The 6,816-nt window shown below is 42.8% G+C and carries 4 protein-coding genes; all 4 read left to right on the forward strand.

Annotation, left to right across the window (positions count from 1 at the left end):
* The 4 genes from BMW36_RS14105 to BMW36_RS14120 all read left to right on the forward strand — a co-directional run bounded on the left by BMW36_RS14105 (nt 1) and on the right by BMW36_RS14120 (nt 6,619).
* The gene (locus tag BMW36_RS14105) at nt 1-1,011 is read left to right on the forward strand and encodes an AAA family ATPase (protein ID WP_175480475.1); all 1,011 of its coding nucleotides are present in this window, start codon (nt 1-3) and stop codon (nt 1,009-1,011) included.
* 77 nt (nt 1,012-1,088) lie between these two features.
* A complete protein-coding gene (locus BMW36_RS14110; RefSeq protein ID WP_089742226.1) occupies nt 1,089-1,970 on the forward strand; it encodes a DUF58 domain-containing protein in 882 nt (293 codons plus the stop codon).
* Between the two features lie 4 nt (nt 1,971-1,974).
* Nucleotides 1,975-3,804: a vWA domain-containing protein gene (locus tag BMW36_RS14115; protein ID WP_089742228.1), complete on the forward strand. Its 1,830-nt coding sequence runs from the start codon at nt 1,975-1,977 to the stop codon at nt 3,802-3,804.
* Nucleotides 3,785-6,619: a VWA domain-containing protein gene (locus BMW36_RS14120; protein WP_089742230.1), complete on the forward strand. Its 2,835-nt coding sequence runs from the start codon at nt 3,785-3,787 to the stop codon at nt 6,617-6,619. Before BMW36_RS14115 ends, BMW36_RS14120 begins: the two co-directional genes overlap by 20 nt.
* The last annotated feature ends 197 nt before the right edge of the window (nt 6,620-6,816 follow it).

Genomic DNA, 6,816 nt, shown 5'->3' on the forward strand with positions numbered 1-6,816 from the left:
ATGGGTGAGTTAAATGAACAAGAGTTGATCGAAGCAAAAGAAAAGATTGAATCAGTCCGAGCGGAAATAAGCCGTTTTATCGTTGGACAAAGTGAGGTTGTCGAGCAGCTGCTCTGGGGTATTTTTGCCGGGGGCCATGTATTACTGGAAGGACTGCCTGGTCTCGGAAAGACGATGCTTGTTCGTAAAATATCTGAAGTTATGGATTTACAGTTTTCGCGTGTTCAGTTTACACCTGATTTAATGCCATCAGATATTACCGGAACGAATATGATTCAGCCCAATGAACAAGGTGGACAGTCATTTGTTTTCCATCAGGGACCGCTTTTTTCCAATATTGTGCTGGCAGATGAGATCAACAGGGCGACACCGAAAACCCAAAGTGCATTACTCGAAGCAATGGGTGAGCGGACCGTTACAGTAATGGGAGAAATGTATACATTGCCGGAACCGTTTTTCGTTCTTGCGACACAGAACCCGATCGAATTAGAAGGGACCTATCCTTTGCCGGAAGCACAAATGGATCGTTTTATGATGAAGATCAATGTCGCTTATCCAACTCGTGAAGAACTGAAGGAAATCGCAATTAGAACTACGGGAACTTCTGTGCAGCCGTTAGAAAAATGGATCGATGCGGATTATGTTGTTCATGTTCAGAAAATCGCGAAACAGATTCTCGTTGCCGATAACGTACTGGATTATGCCGTTAATGTAACGATGGCAACACATCCTAATAATGAATTTTCAACAGAAGGTGTAAAAAAATATGTGGATTACGGCTCTGGACCAAGGGGATTGCAAAGTTTGATCAGCCTTGCGAAGGTCCGGGCACTATTTGATGGCCGATACAATGTGTCGATTGGTGATATTAAAAAAGTTTCTTATGCGGTATTAAGACACCGGCTGTTTTTAAATTTTGAAGGGGAAGCAGCACAAGTGAGCAAAGACCATCTAATTGAAGAACTGCTCACTGCCGCCGAAGAAAATCTAGCATCGATTCAGGGGAAATGAGAGATGATCAGTCAGGAGTACTCACGACTGTGAGTGTCTCCCTGCTGAATAGCCAATAAAAGAAAGGTCGTGATCCGGTGAGTGGACTCTTATCGCCAGTTCTTACCAAACGTCTAGCAAATTATAAGATTACCTCCAGAAAAATTGTCAGGGGTGGACATAAGGGGGAACGCCGCTCCATCAGGCTTGGCTCATCGTTAGAGTTTTCCGATTACCGTTTGTACAGTCCTGGGGATGACCTGAGGCAGATTGACTGGAATACATATGCGAGATCACAGAAATTTTATATTAAACGATTTTTAGATGAACAGGAACTTTCTGTTTCCATCTATTTAGATTGTACAAAATCAATGGGCATTACAGATGAAAAATGGAGGCGAGCCAAACAGCTTGCTGCATCATTTACTTTTTTAACTTTGGCAAATTCAGACAGGCTTAGTTTCATTCCGGTTGTCTCGCCATCTGGGACCTACCCGCATACAAAGGGGAAGGCAATGGTGAATAGTGTCATTCATTTTATTGAACAAGCGTCTGTTTCAAATGGGGAAGAACGGTTTGGACAGCAGCTGAGCCAACATTCGACCACTGGACGAAAAGGAAGTCTGAATGTTTTGATCAGTGATTTCCTGGAGGATCCGGCTGATTTGTTTCTGGCATTGAAAAAGATGCAGGCGAGACATCAGCAGGTATTACTTATCCAAGTGTTGCTGCCAGAGGAAATAGATCCGGATTATACGGGTGATCTGCAGCTTGTCGATATTGAGACATCGAACCAGCGTGAAGTTTCGATGTCGCAGAAGGTGATTAGCCAATATAAGCAATTATTTGAAAGTCATACCGAAAAAATCAAATCTTTCTGTCAGAAGCGTGGAATGGAACTCGTCCTTTGTCCTGTTTCCACAAACCTGGAAGAAACGATTTTCTCGACATTGATGCAGAAAGGCTGGATCAGGAGGTGAAGGCATGGGTTTTCTCGCACCAGTTTCTTTCTGGTTTTTAAGTGCGATTCCTATTTTACTTATATTCTATTTTTTTAAGAAACAATTTGAACAGCAGACCATTTCTTCCATTTATCTATGGGAACAAGCTTTACAGGAATGGGAATCTGACCGTTGGTGGAACAAGCTTCAGAAAAATCTGCTGTTATTGCTGCAGCTTCTGATTCTGTTATTTTTAATTTTTGCGTTAACCCGCCCTTATTTTACTGGTGACAGGGTAAGCGGTGATCATCTTGTTATTGTAATGGATTCCTCTGCAACAATGATGGCAGAGCGGGACGGAACAAGCAGATTTGCTAATGCCAAAGAACAGGCAGAGGATTTAATCAAGAAGTTAGGAAATGAGCATAAAGTGAGTGTGATTCATGCTCAGAAAGATCCTGTTCTGCTTGCTTCAAATGAGACGAATCATGAAGTGGTGCTTGATGAAATTAGAAAACTGCAAGTCTCCTATCAGCATGAAAATATGAAAGACAGTTTACAGTTAGCTTATTCTCTGATTCAGCAGGAGACTGGTGAAGTGCATGTTTTTACAGATAATCTGGACAAGGAAACTCTGACTGAGCAAACATTCTCGAATCCTATTGTTGTCCATAACGGGAAAGCTGCCGAGAACAATATCGCTATCAAGGCATTTGGGGTAAAACAAACAGGGGATCAGATTTCGGCGATTGTAACAGCAGAAAATGAATCAGCTGAAGCGATGGATGTGACATTTACGGTTAGTAATGACGGGAATGAATTGGAACAGGTAACGGAATCTATCCCACCAAATGAACAGCTAACGTTTAATCTGGAAAATTTGTCTGTCCATCAGTATTATCAAGTGAAAATTGAAGAGGATGCATACCTCTCCGATAATACGATGTATGCTTTATTGCCTGAACAGCAGGCACCGTCCATTTATTTAGCTGGTGAAGTGAATCCGTTTATTGAACAGGCGCTGCTGTCGGCAGGCCATGATGTAACAACCGTGCCAACGGATGAAAACGGAGCTTATTCCTTTCCGGAGGCAACGCCTGAAACAATTTATATTTTGTCAGGTGTGGATGCCGAACAATGGCCAGCAGGTCCGAAACTGGTCCTGTCACCATCTGTTGGTGGGCCTTTTGATGTAAAAGAAAAAACAGCATTAACCTATGGGTTAAAACAGGTCAATGATGACCCGATGTTAAGCTATGCCGATGTAGGCAATGTTTATTTGGAAAAAGCTTTTCCAGTAAACAACTGGAATGGATTCAATCCACTTGTCCAAAGCGGGGAGCAGACTGTTATCGGAAAAGGAATTTATGAAGAAGCACCCTTGATTTTATTTGCTTTCGATCTGGATGATTCAGATTGGCCTCTTCAGCCGGGATTTCCAATATTATTAGCTAACAGTGTGGCAGAATTAGCAGGAAGTGGAGAATCCCTCGGGTATTTTTCACCAATGGAATCAGCGACAGTCAATTTTTCAACAACAGCAAATGAAGTAGTGTTGGAACAGTTGGATGGCGAAAATGTTCAGGAAATGGACCTTGGCAACCCGGAAGTAATCATGCCAAGAACACCCGGAATTTATCAGCTTCATGAAAAAACAGCTGCCGGATCATTGTACCGTTATTTTGTTGTCCAGCTGGATAATGAAGAACGAACAGGTAAAGCGGCAGAATCTTTTTCCATTGATGGAGAAGGTGCGAAAAATACAGATGTACAATTAACAAAACAGGAAATATGGCGAATATTTGCTGCGATTGCTTTATTGATCCTGTTTATCGAGTGGGAGGTGTATCGACGTGGCATTTCAAGTCGATAATCCCTTATGGCTGCTAGGATTCATTCCAGCGGCAGTCGTCCTTTATTTATACTGGAAATCCAATTCCACACTAGCTGGTGGAAGAAAAATAGTGCTGACCGTATTACGTACCCTTGTTTTTACATTGGTTATTTTAGCCTTGGCTGGGATACAAATCCTCTGGCCGATTCAGCAATTGGCTACCGTTTTCGTTGTGGATCGCTCATACAGTTTGGGTGATAATGAAAAAAATGCATTAGAACAAGTGAATGATGCAGTGGATCAGAAAGCATTGGAGGACCAGGCGGGAATTATCTCTTTAGCTAGAGAAGCAGTCGTAGAAACGCCTTTGTCCAACCATGTAGACGGGATCAATTCCTTTCAAACTGAGATGAATCAATCCTATTCAAACCTGGCATCAGGACTCCAGTTGGCGGGAAGCATGTTTTCATCAGGTGACAAGGGGCGCGTTGTCTTGTTGACAGATGGGAATGAAAATATCGGTGATGCGGTAAGACAGGCGAGCTATTTAAAAAGAAGAGACTATGTTGTAGATGTGTTACCATTTTCCACAGTTTATAAGGAAGATGTGGCGATCACCTCTTTTGATGTACCGGAAAATATTTATTTAGGAGAACAGGCTCCTATGTCCGTAACCATTGACAGCAGTATGGATACAACCAGTCAAATACGGATTAGCAAAGACGGAGAAACAATTATTGACCAAACGGTAGAAATAAATGAAGGGTCCAACCAGATGTCCTTTCAACATCTGATTTCTGATGACGGGTTTCATACGTTTCATGCAGAAATAGTCAGTGAAGGGGACCAGGTTGTGGAGAATAATCAGCTGTCAGCTTTTGCAGAAACAAAAGGGCTGCCACATGTGCTGATTGTAGAGGGGAAAAGTGATGCAGCTGCGAACATGGAAAAAGCACTGAATGCTTCAGCTGTGCAAGTGGAAACCATTCCTCCAGAGTTGCTTCCAGTGCAGTTGAGCAACTTTTTAAAATATGACTCTATTATTTTCAGTAATGTTTCTGCACATATGGTCACAGCAGAGCAAATGGAGCTAATCGAACGAGCAGTCCAGGATTTTGGTGTAGGCTTTGTCATGACAGGTGGGGACCAGTCATTTGGCGTAGGTGGTTATTTTAAAACACCGATAGAGAAGCTAATGCCTGTAGATATGGATCTGCAAGGGAAAAATGAGCTGCCTTCATTAGGTCTGTCCATTGTGCTCGATAAGTCTGGCAGTATGTCCGGAACCAAAATAGCATTGGCCAGGGAAGCTGCTGCACGATCAGTAGCACTCCTGAGGGAAAAAGACACATTAGGTGTCACTGCCTTTGATTCGGTTCCATGGGAAGTTGTCGAGCTTGGACCAATTAATGATAAAGAAGAAGTGGAAAATAAAATCCGCTCGATAACGGCAAGCGGAGGGACAGATATTTTCACACCACTATCCCAGTCTTATGAAGAAATGAAGCCATTAGAGTTAAAGCGGAAGCACGTCATTCTATTAACAGACGGCCAGTCAGCCACATCGATGAATTACAGGGAAATGATTGAAGAAGCTCGTGAATCAGGGATTACTTTATCTACTGTCGCTATCGGAATGGAAGCAGACGGACTGCTGTTGGAAGAAATGGCAGAGCTGGGTGGCGGCCGTTTTTATCAGGTGCAAAATAACTCCACTATTCCAACGATTCTATCAAGGGAAACAGCAATGGTAACAAGAACGTATATTGAAGATAATCCATTCTATCCTGCGGTTTCCAACGGATATGGATGGGGAGCCTATTTTGAAAATGGTGTACCACAGATGAATGCATATATTGCCACAACTCCAAAAGGGCGCGCACAGCAAATTTTAACAAGTGAAAAAGGGGATCCTGTTCTGGCAAGGTGGCAGTATGGCTTAGGCAAAACGGTTGCCTGGACATCCGATCTATCTGGAGAATGGGCAGGCGATTGGCCGGCATGGGAAAATTGGTCGCCAATTTGGAATGATATTATCACATGGACGTTCCCTCAGTATCAAAAACAGTCCTATCAAATTTCAAAAAAGATAGAGGGAAATCAAGTTACACTGAACGTAACGTCTGCTGATAGCAATCCAGCTTCATTACAGGCGAACTTAGTTAGCGAAACAGGTGAAGAAGTTGCGTTCAACCTGGAGCCAAAAGCACCTGGAGAGTACGAGGGAACTTTTGAAGCAGATGAATCAGGAGTATATTTTCTTCAAATTACGGAGCAGCAAAATGGAGAAGCTGTCAGTTCGTTTAAAACAGGAGTCGTTGTGCCGTATTCAGAGGAATATACTTTTAAGCCAGCCAATGAACATGTAATGGAGGAGATTGCATCCGCAGGCGGCGGGCAAGTATTGGAAAACCTGGATAATTCCTTTTCACCAGATGGCTTGCCTCCTCGTTATGACCGGCAGGATTTATTCTATCTATTCCTCAGTCTCGCATTAGTACTGTTTATGCTGGATGTAGCGGTCAGACGATTCCGCATCAGCTCTGCTTTTGTCAATACAATCAGTTCCAATATAGAAAACAGACGGACAAAAGTAAGTGAGGGAACGGATAAAAGAGCTTCACAGCTTAGCCAATTGAAAAAAGCATCGACGAAAAATACTGCAAAACAATCGATGCCTGCATCCACAGAGAAAAAGCAGCCAGATCCTTTGAAAAATGTAACTGCAAAAAGGAAAACAGAATCGCCGAGACCAGTGGCAAAATCCGGTAATGGTAAGAATAATAATGGCGGCGAAAGCAGAGAGGAAAAGATGGCTCGCTTACTGAATGCGAAAAAACGCGGAAAGAAATAAAAGGCAGCCTCTGATGTCAGGATTGGATTTGGTATATCATTCCGGGGTTCAGGAGGTATGTTGTCAAGATAACTGCTAAGTTGCTAATCAATTTAGCAGTTATTTTGATGAATGCAGGTTTTTTATAAGGGGAAAGAGATCGATGGAAGATGCCGTGCAAGAAGCAAGGATCAGGACGAAATCTAGGGAGTCTGTGC

Source organism: Gracilibacillus ureilyticus, assembly GCF_900111195.1.
GTDB classification, from domain to species: Bacteria; Bacillota; Bacilli; order Bacillales; family Amphibacillaceae; genus Gracilibacillus; species Gracilibacillus ureilyticus.

Excerpts from the sequence above, each read along its gene's own strand:
- BMW36_RS14105 (WP_175480475.1), top strand. The coding sequence starts at position 1 with ATGGGTGAGTTAAATGAACAAGAGTTGATCGAAGCAAAAGAAAAGATT.
- BMW36_RS14115 (WP_089742228.1), top strand. The coding sequence starts at position 1,975 with ATGGGTTTTCTCGCACCAGTTTCTTTCTGGTTTTTAAGTGCGATTCCT.